Source organism: Nonomuraea sp. NPDC050663 (assembly GCF_044456985.1).
Classification (GTDB): Bacteria; Actinomycetota; Actinomycetes; order Streptosporangiales; family Streptosporangiaceae; genus Nonomuraea.
The window spans coordinates 22633-36625 of the sequence record NZ_JBITGL010000001.1 but is presented as its reverse complement, the minus strand read 5'-3'; the positions used below and the strand labels follow the sequence as shown (position 1 = coordinate 36625).

Here is a 13993-nt window from a genome sequence, read left to right as displayed (position 1 = left end):
CTTGCGCATCCCGGACCAGGGTTGTTGTGCTTCTCCCGTGGACGTCCATCTCGACGACAAGTACACCGCGGCCGACGGCCGGGTGCTGATCTCCGGCATCCAGGCCCTGGTCAGGCTGACGCTCGAACAGCGCCGCCTTGACACCGCCCGCGGCCTGAACACCCGCGTGTTCGTCTCCGGCTACCAGGGCTCGCCCCTGGGCGGGGTCGACCTGGAGATGGGACGCGCAAAGCGCTTCCTGGAGCCGGCCGGCGTGGTCTTCCAGGCCGGGCTCAACGAAGAGCTGGCCGCCACCGCCGTGGCCGGCACCCAGCTCCTGCGCGCCACCCCTGGCAAGCGCCACGACGGGGTGACCGGCTTCTGGTACGGCAAGAACCCCGGCCTGGACCGGGCCGCCGACGCCATCCGGCACGCCAACATGGCGGGTACGGCGGCGCAGGGCGGCGCGGTCGCCTGGATCGGTGACGACCCGGGATGCAAGTCGTCCACGGTGCCCAGCTCGTGCGAGCCGATGTGCCAGAGCCTGTTCATGCCGCTCCTGGCTCCCGGCTCGGTCGCCGAGATCATCGAGTTCGGCCTGCACGCGGTCGCCATGTCCCGGGCCAGCGGGCTCTGGGTGGGGCTGAAGATCGTGGCGGACATCGCCGACGCCTCCGCCACCGTCGACCTCGCCCTGCCCGAGCTGCCGATGCCCGGGCGCACCGACACGCCGGTGCCCACCCTCGTCGGTCCCTCCGCCGTCGAGGCCGAGCACGACCTGCTCACCAGGCGGCTCGCGCTGGCCAGGCAGTATGCCCGCCAGGCCGGGCTCAACCGTGTCGTCGCCGACCCCGCCGGGGCCACGATCGGCGTCCTCGCCTCGGGGACGAGCTTCGCCGTGGTCGAGCGCGCCCTGGCCGACGCGGGCATCGAGGGCGAGTTCAGGCTCATCAAGCTCGGCATGCCGTACCCCCTCGACGCCGACGCGCTGGCGGAGATGACCGCGGGCCTGCGGACCGTGCTCGTCGTCGAGGACAAGACGGCCTTCCTAGAAGACCACCTCAAGGCCGCGCTCTACGGGCGCGAGAACACGCCGCGCGTGGCCGGACGCGACCTGCTGACCGCCCGGGGCACGCTGTCGGCCGCCGACGTGACCGGGGCGCTGGCCACGCTCGCGCCCGGCGCCTTCCGCCACGAGCCGGTGCCCGCCACGACATCATCGACGTCGGCGGCCCTGTCGACGTCGTCACGCCCGAAGCCGTCCCGCTCGCTGCCGCTGCTCGCCTCGCGCACGCCGTACTTCTGCTCCGGCTGCCCGCACAACATCTCCACCCGCACCGCCGACGAGACCCTCGTCGGCGTCGGCATCGGATGCCACGCCATGATCGCCCTGTCCGGCGAGGGCCGCGGCACCCAGGTGGGCCTGACCCAGATGGGCGGCGAGGGCGCGCAGTGGATCGGCCTGGCGCCCTTCACCGACGACCGCCACTTCGTGCAGAACCTCGGCGACGGCACCTTCCACCACTCCGGCTCGCTGGCCGTACGCGCCGCCGTCGCCGCCGGGGTGACCATGACCTACAAGCTGCTCTACAACGACGCGGTCGCCATGACCGGCGGCCAGCGCGCCGAGGGCAAGCTCGACATCCCCACCCTCACGCACTGGCTGGCCCTGGAGGGCGTGCGCCGCATCGTGATCACCACGCCGACGCCCGAGGACTACCGGGGCATCCGGCTGGCCCCTATCACCTCGGTACGGCACCGCGACGACTTCGCCGCCTCCGAGAAGGAGCTGTCGGACGTCGACGGGGTGACCGTGCTCATCCACGACGACCGCTGCGCCGCCGAGGAGCGCCGCCTGCGCAAGCGCGGCAAGCTGCCCGCTCCCGCCGAGAAGGTCGTCGTCAACGAGCGGGTCTGCGAAGGATGCGGCGACTGCGGCGACGTGTCGACGTGCCTGTCGGTGCAGCCGGTCGAGACCGAGTTCGGCCGCAAGACGCGCATCCACCAGCCCTCGTGCAACTCCGACTTCAGCTGCCTGAAGGGCGACTGCCCGTCGTTCCTGCTGGTGACGCCGGGCACCAGGCGCAAGCCGGTCCTGCCGGACCTGCCCGACCTGCCCGATCCCGAGCTACGCTTCCACGGCGACGTGGTGCTGCGCATGCCCGGCATCGGCGGCACCGGCGTGGTCACCGTGTCGCAGATCCTGCAGATGGCCGCCCACCTCGACGGCCTGCACGCCGCCGGGCTCGAGCAGACCGGCCTCGCGCAGAAGGGCGGCCCCGTCGTCAGCGACGTGCGCCTGTCCAAGTCGCCCATCGTCGGCACGCCCAAGGCCACCCGCGCCGACGTGATCATCGGCTTCGACCTGCTGGGCGCGGCCACCGAGGCCAACCTGGCCACCGCCGACGAGCGCCACACCATCGCGGTGGTCAACAGCGCCGTGGTGCCGACCGCCGCCATGGTCACCGGCCACGCTCCCCTGGGCACGGGCGACCCGGCCCTGGCCCGCATCGAGAGCGCCACCCGCCAGGTCCTCGCGCTCGACGCCCAGAGCCTGTCCGAGCGCCTGTTCGCCGACCACATGCCAGCCAACATGCTGCTCATCGGCGCCGCCTACCAGCACGGATGCCTGCCGATCGCCGCCTCCGCCATCGAGCGCGCCATCGAGCTCAACGGCGCGGCCGTCGACAAGAACCTCGCCGCGTTCCGCCACGGCAGGGCGGCGGCGCTCGGCTCCCGTCCCCAGGCTGTGGAGGAGACCATCGACGCGGTGCTCGAACGCCGCGCCGCCGACCTCACCGGCTACCAGAACGCCTCCTACGCCCACTCCTACGCCGCCGAGGTCCGCCGGGTCGCCGCGCTGACCGAGGAGTACGGCCCGCGCATCGCCACCGGCTACGCGCGCGGGCTGCACAAGCTCATGGCCTACAAGGACGAGTACGAGGTCGCCCGCCTCCACCTCGATCCGGAGGAGATCGCCAGGCGCGAGGCCGAGTTCGGCGCCGACGCCTCCGTCGCCGTCCTGCTGCACCCGCCCGTCTTCCGCGCCATGGGCATGAAGCGCAAGATCAAGCTCCGCCGTACGGCAGGGCCCGTCTTCCGGGTCCTGCGCTCGATGAAGGGCCTGCGCGGCACCCGCCTCGACGTGTTCGGCTACGCGGGCGTGCGCCGCGTCGAGCGCGCCCTGATCGGCGAATACCGCGAGCTCGTACGGCAGGCGCTGGAGCACCTGTCGCCCGCCACCGCCGACGCCGTGACCGAAATCGTCGAGTTGCCCGACATGATCCGCGGGTACGAGGACATCAAGCTCGCCCGAGTCGACGAGTTCCGCTCACGCGCCGGCGCGGCCCTGTCCGCCCTGGCCTCAGCTCAGGAGGTTGGTCTTGGCCGTTGACCGGTTGCTCCCCACCGAAGAGGCCCGCGACCTGCTCGACCTGGTGCGCGACGTGGCCGACAAGGAGCTCGCCTCACGCGTCGACGAGCACGAGCGCAACGAGACCTACCCGGAAGGCCTGTTCCGCACCCTCGGAGCCGCCGGACTGCTCAGCCTGCCCCAGCCGGAGGAGTACGGCGGAGGCGGCCAGCCGTACGAGGTCTACCTGCAGATGCTGGAAGAGCTCGCCCAGCGCTGGGCCGCCGTCGCGGTCGCGGTCTCCGTGCACACGCTGTCGTGCTTCCCGCTGCTGGAGTTCGGCACCCCCGAGCAGCGCGAACGCTGGCTGCCCGACATGCTCGGCGGCGGCCTCGTCGGCGGCTACAGCCTGTCGGAACCGCAGGCCGGCTCCGACGCCGCCGCCCTGACCTGCAAGGCCACCCCCGCCGAGGGCGGCTACCGCATCAGCGGCAGCAAGGCCTGGATCACCCACGGCGGGAGGGCCGACTTCTACACCCTCTTCGCGCGCACGCCCACGGGCGTGTCGTGCTTCCACGCGCCCGGCGCCGTCGAAGGGCTCACCTTCGGCCGGCCCGAGGAGAAGATGGGCCTGCACGGCGTCCCCACCACGGCCGCGCACTGGGACGACGCCTTCCTCGAGACCGACCGCCTCGTCGGCGCCGACGGCCAGGGCCTGCGCATCGCCTTCGCCGCCCTGGACTCGGGCCGTCTCGGCATCGCCGCCTGCGCCACCGGCCTCGCCCAGGCGGCCTTGGACGCCGCCGTGGACTACGCCAAGGAGCGCACGGCGTTCGGGCGCAAGATCATCCTGCACCAGGGGCTCGGCTTCCTGCTCGCCGACATGGCGGCGGCCGTGGAATCAGCACGCGCCACCTACCTGGACGCCGCCCGGCGACGGGACGCGGGGGTGGAGTATTCGCGGCAGGCGAGCATCGCCAAGCTCGTGGCGACGGACGCGGCTATGAAGGTGACTACGGATGCTGTGCAGGTTTTCGGGGGGTATGGGTATACGCGGGAGTTTCCCGTGGAGAGGTTCATGCGGGAGGCGAAGGTCATGCAGATCTTCGAGGGGACCAATCAGATCCAGCGGTTGGTGATCGCGCGGCATCTGTAGAGCTGGGGCGGAGCGGTTTGCCGCACCCCGCAGATCCTGGCTGTTCCGTCGCTGTTCCGTGAGAGCCGTACGATCATGATGTGCAGCGACTCGCGCTCTTCGATCTCGACAACACGCTGATCGATCTGGAAGCCGCGTTCCTTCGCTGGGCCGAGGAGTTCGTCTCCGGTCATGGGCTGGGACCAGACGCCACGTCGAAGATCGTACGGAGTCAGCCAGCGCCGTCAGGCCATCCGAATCATCCGCTCGAAATGATCATGAAACTGCGATCACTGAATGAGAACTTTCTCTACGGGTTCAAGGCCGCCCGCCCATGGCGGTCGGCGCACGTCGGGGCGGTCGCTGGCCGCGCTGCGGCTCTTCGGCCGGTCGCGGCCAGCGCCGCCCACGCGCCAACCATCTGGCTGGAGCAGCTACGACCGGAAGCCACCCGTCGAGCGGCCAGCCAAGGGACTTCGACGGTGCCCGCGCTCCCACAGCTTGTGGTGCGAAGCGAGTGGCGGGTCTTGACACCCCGTAGGCATTTAGGAGGTCCACATCACTAGTGCGGATCCCCTGCGGATCGTTCGTAGTGTCGCTGAGAGATCCGGTGAGCTGTTGTTGGGATCCTGACGAGGTCCATGCGCATGGTCACAAGCTGCGACGCCGATGCCTCGCACAACCCGAGCGTGCACCAGGCCGGTGTACTCGCCCGGTGATCCCCACGGGGCGTGGAAGCACGGAAGCCTCCGCGGACCGCTGACGCCGCTGACCCGTTCACGCCCCCGGCATAGAGAGCACCCGCTGATCTCGACGCCTGCGAGCGTCCGGATCGATTCGCCCCCACGGGCGTGGGGCGCACCAGCTGGCGCTCGGGCGCGGCCAGCAGTACGGCGGTTCACCCCCACAGGCGTGGGGAGCACTTGGCCAAGGTGATCGTCGCCCGGTGCAGGCGCGGATCACCCCCACAGGTGTGGGGAGCACTTCACCAGCGAGGACATCAGGTCGATGCCCTGCGGTTCACCCCCACGGGCGTGGGGGAGCACCCGGCGAGTTCGCCGGCGTAGGAGACCGTGTTCGGTTCACCCCCACGGGCGCGGGGAGCACGTCGGAGCCCGGAGAGGCCCCGCAGGATAGCCCGGTTCACCCCCACGGGCGTGGGGAGCACGACGTGATGACCTCGAGCGTCCCTTCGGGCTGCGGTTCACCCCCACGGGCGTGGGGAGCACATCAACTCCGACGCCGCCGCCCTCCGTGAAAGCGGTTCACCCCCACGGGCGTGGGGAGCACGCCACTCCCGCCTACGGATGATCTTCATGCGACGGTTCACCCCCACGGGCGTGGGGAGCACCCCGTCCTCGAACAGCATCGAGGGTCGCGGATCGGTTCACCCCCACGGGCATGGGGAGCACGGCTGGTGGTCGGTGAGCTGCTTGTGGAGTCGCGGTTCACCCCCACGGGCGTGGGGAGCACGAAGGTCATGGAGCCGGACCGGTCGAGGAGGACGGTTCACCCCCACGGGCGTGGGGAGCACGCCGCCGCCATGGCGGGCAAGGACCTGTCCCGCGGTTCACCCCCACGGGCGTGGGGAGCACGCCTCGATGGTCATGTTGAGGTTCATGAACTGCGGTTCACCCCCACGGGCGTGGGGAGCACGTGCGTCGCAGCTGGCGGACCTGCTGGCGGGTCGGTTCACCCCCACGGGCGTGGGGAGCACCGCCGACCTGAAGCGAGGAGCGCGACACGGCGCGGTTCACCCCCACGGGCGTGGGGAGCACAGGTCCGTTCGCAGCAGCGCGCCGCGGTTGAACGGTTCACCCCCACGGGCGTGGGGAGCACCTGGCTGAGGGTCACCCAAACGCGCCGTGCTGCGGTTCACCCCCACGGGCGTGGGGAGCACGCCCCGCTCGGTCCCGTCTACCAGGCCGGTACCGGTTCACCCCCACGGGCGTGGGGAGCACGACCCGTGCTACCTCGAGCACACTCAAGTGGACGGTTCACCCCCACGGGCGTGGGGAGCACCTGAACTGGTCGCGCGCCTCGATGACGGCTCGCGGTTCACCCCCACGGGCGTGGGGAGCACCACGCGGCGCCATCCAGGCGGGACAGCATCGCCGGTTCACCCCCACGGGCGTGGGGAGCACGCCGGATTCGTCGAGGACGCGGCCCTGCCGGCCGGTTCACCCCCACGGGCGTGGGGAGCACCACCACCGTGGCGGCCGCCGTGTCCGCGGGCGCGGTTCACCCCCACGGGCGTGGGGAGCACGCCAGGTCGTTCATGCGGGTGTCGGCGATCGACGGTTCACCCCCACGGGCGTGGGGAGCACATCTCGACGCAGTTGTCTCCCTGCGCAGTCGACGGTTCACCCCCACGGGCGTGGGGAGCACGAGCCGACGTTCGAGGATGTTGTGAAGACGCTCGGTTCACCCCCACGGGCGTGGGGAGCACGTCCGCCTGCTTTAAGGCGGCCCGATACTTCTCAGGTTCACCCCCACGGGCGTGGGGAGCACGTCAGCGCCGGCGTTCTCTCGTTCCTTCTCGGCGGTTCACCCCCACGGGCGTGGGGAGCACGGCGGGACGGCGTTGCCGATCTGCTCGAACGCCGGTTCACCCCCACGGGCGTGGGGAGCACACGAGCCCCTCAGCGCGCAGGCTGTGAAGCGCCGGTTCACCCCCACGGGCGTGGGGAGCACGAGGGCGACGCACGCGGTGACGATGCGGTCGTCGGTTCACCCCCACGGGCGTGGGGAGCACGCCTCATAGGTGCGCTCAGGATGGCTGAGGACGGTTCACCCCCACGGGCGTGGGGAGCACGCACACCCTACGCCTACGGATACAGTGTGACACGGTTCACCCCCACGGGCGTGGGGAGCACAACGCGATCGCCGGGCACGCCGCCCGGCAAGACGGTTCACCCCCACGGGCGTGGGGAGCACGACATCGAGGGGGCTCCGGATACGCGCACGAGCGGTTCACCCCCACGGGCGTGGGGAGCACGACGCCGCCTTAGCCGCGAGGCGTCCACGCTGCGGTTCACCCCCACGGGCGTGGGGAGCACGCCAACGCGGGCGCCTCCGCCGCCAAGCTCGCCGGTTCACCCCCACGGGCGTGGGGAGCACGAGGCGTTCGATCAGGCGAAGATCCCCAGAGACGGTTCACCCCCACGGGCGTGGGGAGCACGGCCGGCGCGGTGGCCGGCGGCGCGGCCGCGGCGGTTCACCCCCACGGGCGTGGGGAGCACGGTTCTGCGGGCACCTCCGGCACCGACGTGATCGGTTCACCCCCACGGGCGTGGGGAGCACGCCCAACTCTGGGAGCCGTGCACCATCCACTCCGGTTCACCCCCACGGGCGTGGGGAGCACACTTTCTGACCAGCCAGAATACGCGTGACCTGCAACGATGCACATGTCGGTGATTGTCGCCCTTTCCCGTGACCTCGTCGAGGCTCCCCTATCAGGGCTGGGAACCCACCGGGCCATGAAGGCCTGGATCGCCAGGAGGATCGCTCGTCCACCTCGCGCCAACGGGCTTGCGCGGATTTCACGACCCGCCGCTCTACCAGTCCATCGGCGGTTTGTCATCGCCTGCCTGCGGAGCAGCGAACATGATGAGTTGCAGCCCGTCGAAGTCGGTCACGTGGCGGCGTCGTTGACCTGCGGTTCGGATCCGGAAGCCTTGTTCGTTGGTGGCCGGGTGGATGAGGACAGCCATCCCGTCTCCCACACTGGCGCTGACGGCTGCCCACAGCTCGTCCCGGACGCGCGCAGATACCGTTCCCACGTAGAGCCCAGGCGTCGGTTCGATCAACCAGCGCGACAGGGCTCCGCCGACGTGATCGGGTATCGCGGTAGTGGAGATGACGACCATGGAAGCCACGCGCTACTCCGAATCCGCGGGGGCGTCAAAGCCGTAGTTCACTCCGGAGGGCAGCGGACCAGCTTCCGGGTCCCACAGGTGCACCAGGTCGCTGGTACGGTCACCGACGGACGCACCCTCATCCGGAGCGATGACCTGCTGGATGTCGGCGACAATCTGCGGCATGAGCTTGTAGGCACGGAAGTCATCCCGCAGCTGCCGCCGGGCTTGACGCTCAGGATCGGGCGAGGCATGCAGTGAGAAGGCCAGCGGGATCGTAATCTTGGCCTTGTACAGGTCGGCGATGTCGTAGACGAACGCCAACTGCGTCCCACTGTGGATGAACCCAAGCGCGGGCGAGCACCCCAGCGCCAGAATGGCGGCATGGACCACTCCGTACATACATGCGTTGGCCGCGGATAGGGCTTTGTTGACCGGATCCTGCTCGTCCCACGCATCCGGATCATAGTTCCGCCGGAATCTCTTGACCTGATACTTGGTAGCCAGCAGCCGATACAGCGCTTTGATCCGTTGCCCCTCGAAACCACGCAGCTGCGCCAACGTCGCGCCAGTCGGTGCCTCGCCGAATCGCCTCTCGTACATCCGTACGGCCACGCCCAGCCGGGCCTCGTCGGATGACCAGGCACGGACCTGTTTCTCCAGCCACACCGTGGACAGAGAGGCAGGCATGATCCCGGCGTAGCTGCGCACGCCACCTGCCCCGACACACACCAGCGTCGTCCCGTGCCGAGCGAAGGTCGCCATCGCCGGCTGCGTGATCGAAGTCCCAGGCCCGAGCAGCACGCACGAAAGCGCCGCCGTTGGGATGTAGATCCGGTCAGCGCCCCGCGCGGACTCGACCCGCGCACACACCCCGGTGTCGTCTTGGACGATCTTGACGGCTCCGGCGTACAAGAACGAGAGTGAATCCGCCACCCGCGGCAACATCGCAAGTGTGGGTGCGGCCAACTTGCGCCGAGCGTTGTCACTCATCGAGCGGCCCGCGCCAGGCTGAGCATGCCACAGCCGTACGACTTGGCCCGACCAATCCCACCCACAACAGCTTCAACGACCAGTTTGGGATCGGTGACGGACGCCAATCCATCGAAGCGGACTACCGCGTGACGTCCGCCCTTGGCGCGGATGTCCTGCTGCTGCTGCGATGTGCTGGTGAGTACGGCAAGCCCGTGACCCGCGGCTCGCCCTGCCCACCATGTATCGGCGGCTCCCCCACGGAGCCCTTCGATCCTGCGGGACTGGTTGTTGCGCTTGGTGGGATTGGCGTCAATGCGGTAGCGGACGAGATCGCCGGCGTTCAGCCCGGCGAGGAGCCCGGTCAGGTCCCGGACGGCGGCCTCGCCGTACCCGTCGGGAAGCCGGTCCAGCCGTGGCGGCACGCCCGTCTGGACCAGCAACTGGAGTCCGGCCCGCCCGTCCTCGACGCGGAACAGAATCCCGGCGCGGTGACGTGCTTGTTCGCCAAGCTCGTCAGGGGCGAGCAGCATCATCCGCTTGTGCAGAAGGTCTGCGTCCGCTAAATCCTTCTGCACGTCGCGCCTGCGTGTATTGGGGAGGATGCGGATCAGCCAGGCCGTCATGAGGCAACTCCCATGTATGCGGCCAACGCCTCCCAGTAGTCGACGCCGGTGACGTGCAGCTCCTGCGGGATGTCGCGGGTGATCATGCTGACGCTACGCGTGCGATAGCGCCGGTCGTACCGGCTGAACGTCTCGGGCACGTCGGCGAGCTCGGTCACGGCCGCAGCGCCTTTGGCTACTCCCTCGACGACGAAGTCGACCCCGCGATTGCGCGGAGGTCGCGCGATCGGTACGCGCTGTTCCAGATCCGCCACTGGGTCGACCGCATCGGCGCAGAGCAGCATCGGCTGGTCCGGCGGGCAAGAGCGGCGGCCCAAGAACGGGTGCCAGCGCGGGTTACGCAACGCCTGGGCGAGCTCGGCGGTGCGAGGACCTTCGATGGCCACGGTGAACACGGCGTCGGACAAGTAATGACGTCGGGTAACCATCGTGGCCGTTTCGCGGGAGCGTTGCCCGCCCTCAGCGGTGGGGACACTACGCTCCAAGCCACCGCCAATGGTGTGGAAGTCGACCAAGGGAACGCCCGGCCGGTCGATCCTGACGGTGAAACGCAGATCGTCGTAGGCCGACAGGGGCCGGCCGCGCTGCACCCCTTCGGCTGCGGCGAGCAGCCCGATCAGACCCGAGCGGGTGGGATGGCGAAGCGTGTCGCGGTTGGCGAAGGCAGAGTGTTCCCCCCAGGACTGCAATGGCGCGGCCAGGCGGAGCACCAGACCGCTCACGCCGACGTTCCCGGATACGCGCTCGCCGCCGAGTCCGAGATCAGCTCTCCGAAGGAGACCCGTTCCTCCCCCAGACCGTCGAGCCGCTTCTCCTCGACGCTGGCATAGCCGGATCGAACCAGGCCTGAGGCTCCCCACAGCTTGCCCAGCCGTACAGCGTAGTCGGCAAGCCGTTGGCGCGACGGCTCGGCCAGGCCGTTCTCGGGACGCACCGGAGCCTCGAAGGCCCCGGCGTACGACAGTGGCCGGTCGGTGCGGACGGCGATGTGCACCAGGTCGGGCAGGGTGTTGGCAGCCGATGAGGTCTGCTTGCCGGTGGGCAGGGAGGCGACGAACGCGCGGACGAACTCGGCGGTCAGCTCGTGTGCCATGGACGCGTCGCCGCCGAGGTTGTCCAGCAGGTCCGCCAGGTTGATGCTGGCGTAGCGGTAGAAGACTCCCGCGCTGAACTCGGCACTGTTCATGTGTCCACTACCGACCGCGTCGGCGGGCAGGCAGTCGTCGACCGCGGTGAAGAAGTCGATCTCAGGCGCGACCTCGTGCGTGGTGAAAGCGTGCGCGACCTGGACGGCGCCGTCCACCCCCGCGCCAGGCAGCTCCGCGAGCATACGTCCGAACAGGTTGATCACGCCGTTGCGGTCCGACAGCAGTCTGGCGATCTCCTGATTGGGCAGGCTGGCCTTGGCCCCCTTTTTCCCGACGGTGGCCTCGATGGCCTCCCGATGCTCTTCTGCCAGGTCGGCCAGCGCGTCCAGAGCAGTCCTGGGCAGGTAGAGCAGAACGGACGTTCCGCCCTTGTCTTCAAGCTTCAGGCCGCTCTTCCCCGCCGAGAGGACGAGCTGAGCCCCTGCAGCCTGCGCAGCCTCCTCCGACCAGTCGCGCTTGATGAGCCGGGCCGCTACCTCGGCAGGGACTCTGCGGGTGCGAACCGCGGGATCGGAGAGCACGGTCTCCACGTCGAGACGTACGGCGCGCTTCCAGCACTGGCTGGAGACGCGGGTGCGTGTGGCACCGCCGTACACCACGCTCTTGGGCGAGCCGAGATCGTCGCGATTGAGGTTCGCGAAGGGCACGGTCTGCAGGATGTGCACGTCAAGGTATCGGGGGGTGGTCACTGGTTCTCGCTTTCCTGAACGTCGTTGACGGGATTAGCGGCGCGGTAGAACGCCTGCAGCCACCGCTTGGTGATCTGGTCGCGGCGGCGATCCCAGCCGCCGAGATCGAGCAGGAGCCCGGCCCAGTCGGGTTGCAGGCCAGCGCCGGTGAGCTGTCTGATCAGGGCTGGCAGTTGTCGGTGGACGCCGCGGACGTCCTGACGGCACAGCAGGTGCAATCGCTTCTCGATTCCGTCCGGGTTCAACCCCTTGTCTCGTACGGCGAGGCCGAGGGTGTGCCCGAGATTGCCGGGTCCGGGCGAGCCTTCTTCGCTGCCCTTGGGTTGGGTGGCGATGAGTGCGGCCACCGTGTAGTACGCGGCCTCCGTGGCGGTGGATCGGTTCTCCGGAAGCCAGCGTGCAACGACTGCGTCAGCCCGTCGGGTCATGGGATCGTTGACGGGACGTCCCAGACTCCGTCGCGCCGCGGCGCGGCGGCCCGGATCACGGCCGAAGACCTCGGCCAGGTGGGTGACGTACCGCTCGGCCGTGGCCGTCATCAGTTCTCCTTCAGCGCTGCGTAGATGTAGCGGCGGTTGCGTTCGATGGCGCGCTTGGCCCGCGGCAGCACACCTGCGCTGTCGGTCACATCGTCGAAAGCGTCGAGCGCCAGTTGCAGGAACTCATGGCGCGCCTTGTCGAAGTCGCGGGACCGGACCTGATTCCAGAAGATCCGCTCGGCCCCGCCCCAGTATCGGAAGGCGCCACGGGCCGGCCACGGCCCCTTCGAGACGTCCTTGCGCTGCGGGGGTGCATCACCGTTGGACGGGTCGTTGATCGCTACCCACGCGTTGCGCAAGGCTCGCTCCAGATGGAGTTCGAGCCGCTCGGCCACCTGCCGCATGGCACTCACGGCAATGGCGAGTTCGTGGTCGGTCATGAGGTCGCCGACCGGCGGGGTGAGGGCGACGGTCCATTCCTTGTCGCGGGTCTGCCCATCCTGGTCGAACCCGAAGGCGCGCACCCGCAGGTGGGGAAGGAGCCAGTCGCGCAGTTCCTCCGCGTTCCTGAGTACGGCAGGCCGGTTGGCGTGCTGGTCGCCGACGTCTTCCAGCAGCAGGGCGTCGAAGTCGCGCCACAAGGCACGACTGGCGTTGGCCTGACGCGCGTATTCCTGCTCTTGCTTGTTCCGCTGGTAGATCAGGTAGGGGTCGTGGCCGGGAAACTCGCGGTTACGCCACGCCCAGGTGAGCCAGGCGTCATCCACCGATTTACCATCTTCCGATGGCTGGAGCAGGATGGCGTGCTGGAATCGGCCGGTCAGGATATCGGTGTTCTGTGGGACGCCGAGGGGGTCCGGGAGCTCGTCTGCCTCCCAAGGGGCGATACCGAACGCGTCCGGTGTAGGGATCCCGGCGACGAGGGATTCGAAGACGTTCCGGCCAACCGGATGGAAGGAAATGCTGCTGCGCAGCGGGCCTGCCTTGCTGTTGGCTTCCGCGCGTCCGTTGACGGTCCTGGACGTGCACCGTCCAGATGGTCCGTAGTAGAGCTGCGCGAGCAGGTGCCAGACCGCCTCAGCGGCCGACACGGGACGGGTGTCGAGATCGCTGATGTGCGCGAACCAGACCTGGTTGTTGCCCGAGGGCCTGGTGAGTAGCAGGCGATTGACTCCTGAACTCTTGGCGCATTGCTCGCGCAGACGCGGATCCTGCAGCCACGGCCGGACAGGATCGAAGAGATCGAACCGGTCAGCATGCTTCTCGAAGTACCTTCGCACTGCGTCGGCGTCGAACCTCCCAGCCTCCAGGACGCGTTCCCGACGGTCGAACCAGGTAGTCGGATCGGTATCCAGCCCGCTCACACGCGCAGCGATCACCGTCAGTACGCGCCATAATCCGGCGGCGGCCGGAGGCATGGGCACCTGGATGTCGTCGAGTTCGTGTGCTCTGAGAAAGAGCTCTAGGAGCCCAGTTCTGGATCGTGTGTTGCCGACGGCGGCCCATAGCCATGAGCGAGTTGCAAGATCAAAAGTCATCGCCGCTCTTCTCCTGATAGCCCTGAACCCCCACGGGACGTGAGGAAGAACCAGCCAAGGGGCGGTTGGGTGGTCGACTGGCGCACCCTCGCACACGCGAGGGAGGAGATACGCGCAAGAGGCAGCAAGCAGATACATACCCAGCCGCGAAAGAGGCGGCATTGATTGCGATGCACTTCGCGGTGATTACGATCGTCCACAGCTGGGTCGGATTGAGC

Annotated in this window: 10 protein-coding genes and 1 CRISPR repeat array; of the genes, 3 read left to right on the top strand and 7 right to left on the bottom strand. The window is 69.1% G+C overall.

The genetic code is table 11. From position 1 onward, the window contains the following. The first annotated feature begins 37 nt into the window (after nucleotides 1-37). From ACIBH1_RS00160 to ACIBH1_RS00150, 3 genes are all read left to right on the top strand, one after another. Nucleotides 38-3373 (top strand): indolepyruvate ferredoxin oxidoreductase family protein, encoded by a 3336-nt coding sequence (locus ACIBH1_RS00160; RefSeq protein ID WP_397311334.1) that lies wholly within the window; start codon nucleotides 38-40, stop codon nucleotides 3371-3373. Continuing rightward, nucleotides 3363-4487: an acyl-CoA dehydrogenase family protein gene (locus tag ACIBH1_RS00155; protein WP_397311333.1), complete on the top strand. Its 1125-nt coding sequence runs from the start codon at nucleotides 3363-3365 to the stop codon at nucleotides 4485-4487. Before ACIBH1_RS00160 ends, ACIBH1_RS00155 begins: the two co-directional genes overlap by 11 nt. 80 nt (nucleotides 4488-4567) lie before the next feature. Further along, nucleotides 4568-5032: a hypothetical protein gene (locus ACIBH1_RS00150; RefSeq protein WP_397311332.1), complete on the top strand. Its 465-nt coding sequence runs from the start codon at nucleotides 4568-4570 to the stop codon at nucleotides 5030-5032. A 267-nt stretch (nucleotides 5033-5299) separates the two neighbouring features. Then, a CRISPR array of direct repeats spans nucleotides 5300-7830; the repeat unit is 28 nt; unit sequence GGTTCACCCCCACGGGCGTGGGGAGCAC. A 193-nt stretch (nucleotides 7831-8023) separates the two neighbouring features. Here the strand turns inward: ACIBH1_RS00150 and cas2e are convergent. Genes cas2e through casA form a run of 7 tightly spaced genes read right to left on the bottom strand, consistent with a single transcriptional unit; the run spans nucleotide 8024 to nucleotide 13775 of the window. Next, entirely contained in the window at nucleotides 8024-8335 is a 312-nt protein-coding gene (gene cas2e / locus ACIBH1_RS00145) for a type I-E CRISPR-associated endoribonuclease Cas2e (protein ID WP_397312168.1), read from the bottom strand. A 12-nt stretch (nucleotides 8336-8347) separates the two neighbouring features. Then, on the bottom strand, nucleotides 8348-9271 hold the full coding sequence (cas1e, locus tag ACIBH1_RS00140; RefSeq protein ID WP_397312167.1) for a type I-E CRISPR-associated endonuclease Cas1e: 924 nt from the start codon (nucleotides 9269-9271) through the stop codon (nucleotides 8348-8350). A gap of 41 nt (nucleotides 9272-9312) precedes the next feature. After that, a complete protein-coding gene (cas6e, locus tag ACIBH1_RS00135; protein WP_397311331.1) occupies nucleotides 9313-9921 on the bottom strand; it encodes a type I-E CRISPR-associated protein Cas6/Cse3/CasE in 609 nt (202 codons plus the stop codon). Next, nucleotides 9918-10643 carry a type I-E CRISPR-associated protein Cas5/CasD gene (gene cas5e / locus ACIBH1_RS00130; RefSeq protein ID WP_397311330.1) on the bottom strand — a complete coding sequence of 242 codons (726 nt, stop codon included), beginning with the start codon at nucleotides 10641-10643 and terminating at the stop codon, nucleotides 9918-9920. Before cas5e ends, cas6e begins: the two co-directional genes overlap by 4 nt. Beyond that, a complete protein-coding gene (gene cas7e, locus ACIBH1_RS00125; RefSeq protein ID WP_397311329.1) occupies nucleotides 10640-11758 on the bottom strand; it encodes a type I-E CRISPR-associated protein Cas7/Cse4/CasC in 1119 nt (372 codons plus the stop codon). Before cas7e ends, cas5e begins: the two co-directional genes overlap by 4 nt. Then, nucleotides 11755-12297: a type I-E CRISPR-associated protein Cse2/CasB gene (gene casB, locus ACIBH1_RS00120; RefSeq protein WP_397311328.1), complete on the bottom strand. Its 543-nt coding sequence runs from the start codon at nucleotides 12295-12297 to the stop codon at nucleotides 11755-11757. Before casB ends, cas7e begins: the two co-directional genes overlap by 4 nt. Next, a complete protein-coding gene (casA, locus tag ACIBH1_RS00115) occupies nucleotides 12297-13775 on the bottom strand; it encodes a type I-E CRISPR-associated protein Cse1/CasA (RefSeq protein WP_397311327.1) in 1479 nt (492 codons plus the stop codon). Before casA ends, casB begins: the two co-directional genes overlap by 1 nt. Between the last annotated feature and the right edge of the window lie 218 nt (nucleotides 13776-13993).